The sequence below is a fragment of the Pseudomonas sp. F220 genome, from assembly GCF_057813935.1.
Genome location: NZ_JBVASJ010000104.1, coordinates 1 through 1094 on the forward strand (window position 1 = coordinate 1; position 1094 = coordinate 1094).

General features: G+C 57.7%; 1 protein-coding gene. It reads right to left on the bottom strand.

Annotation, left to right across the window (positions count from 1 at the left end; all coding sequences use genetic code 11):
• Positions 1–29: 29 nt before the first annotated feature.
• The gene (locus ACZYSM_RS29165) at positions 30–1043 is read right to left on the bottom strand and encodes an IS30 family transposase (RefSeq protein ID WP_489077134.1); all 1014 of its coding nucleotides are present in this window, start codon (positions 1041–1043) and stop codon (positions 30–32) included.
• Positions 1044–1094 lie beyond the last annotated feature (51 nt).

Genomic DNA, 1094 nt, shown 5'->3' on the forward strand with positions numbered 1-1094 from the left:
GGCGGTTGCAGGAGCTGAGTGCAACACGGCTATTGAATTGAAGCAGGAGCCTCATGTTGCAAGCCCATGAGCTGAGTGAATACCTCGATCGGACACAGCCAGTTAAATCGCTTGCGTGGTCGGATGTTCAGCAAATACGCAAACTTGTCCAACTCCTCCTGAGTGTGCTTGGACAGGTCGGTTCCCTTCGGCAAAAACTGGCGGACAAGGCCGTTGGTGTTCTCGTTGGTCCCGCGCTGCCAGGGGCTGTGCGGGTCAGCAAAGTAAACAGCGATGCCCGTCTTCTGAGTGAGTTCGGCGTGCTTGGCCATTTCCTTACCCTGGTCATACGTCATGCTTTTACGAGCTGCCAGCGGCATGCCATTGAGCGCCGCGCTGAACCCTTCGACCGCCGACGTCGCCGTCGCGTCATTCATTTTCACCAGCATCAAGTAGCCGCTGGAGCGCTCAACGAGCGTCCCGACCGCCGAGGCGTTGTTCTTCCCCTTGATCAAGTCGCCCTCCCAATGCCCCGGCATCAAACGGTCTTCAACCTCCGGCGGGCGCAGGTGAATACTGACCATATCGGGAATCTGGCCGCGACGATCAACGCCCCCAGCGCGCGGCCTACGTGTGCTCTTGCCTTGTCGCAGACACTGCACCAGCTCCTTGCGCAACTCCCCGACGGGCATCGCATAGATCGCTTTATAGATGGTTTCCCGGCAAACGTAGGCTTCTTCGAAATTGATCTTCATGACGCGCAGCTTGCCCGCGATTTGTTCTGGAGAAAAGCGTTCTCGAAGCAAATGAAGCACCAGCTCGAAACGTTCATTGCCCATGACCAATTTTCTGGCCGGGCGGCAAACTGTACGGCGCTCGCGAGAGTGAGCTTGTGCGACGTGGGCAACGTAACCCCCATTGAGGGACCGATTACGACGAAGCTCGCGGCTGATAGTAGAGGGGCTTCGGCCAAGCATTCGAGCTATCTCGCGCTGACTAAGATCTTGATATTGCCCGACCTGGATCGTGGCGCGTTCTTCGACGCTGAGTTCTGTATAGGACATGGCGGCACCTTACCGGAGGGTGAGGTGTTGCACTCAGTTGTCGCGGCCGCC

What these genes read in the sequence shown, in the direction of transcription:
- ACZYSM_RS29165 (WP_489077134.1), bottom strand. Translation starts at nt 1,043, where the DNA reads ATGTCCTATACAGAACTCAGCGTCGAAGAACGCGCCACGATCCAGGTC.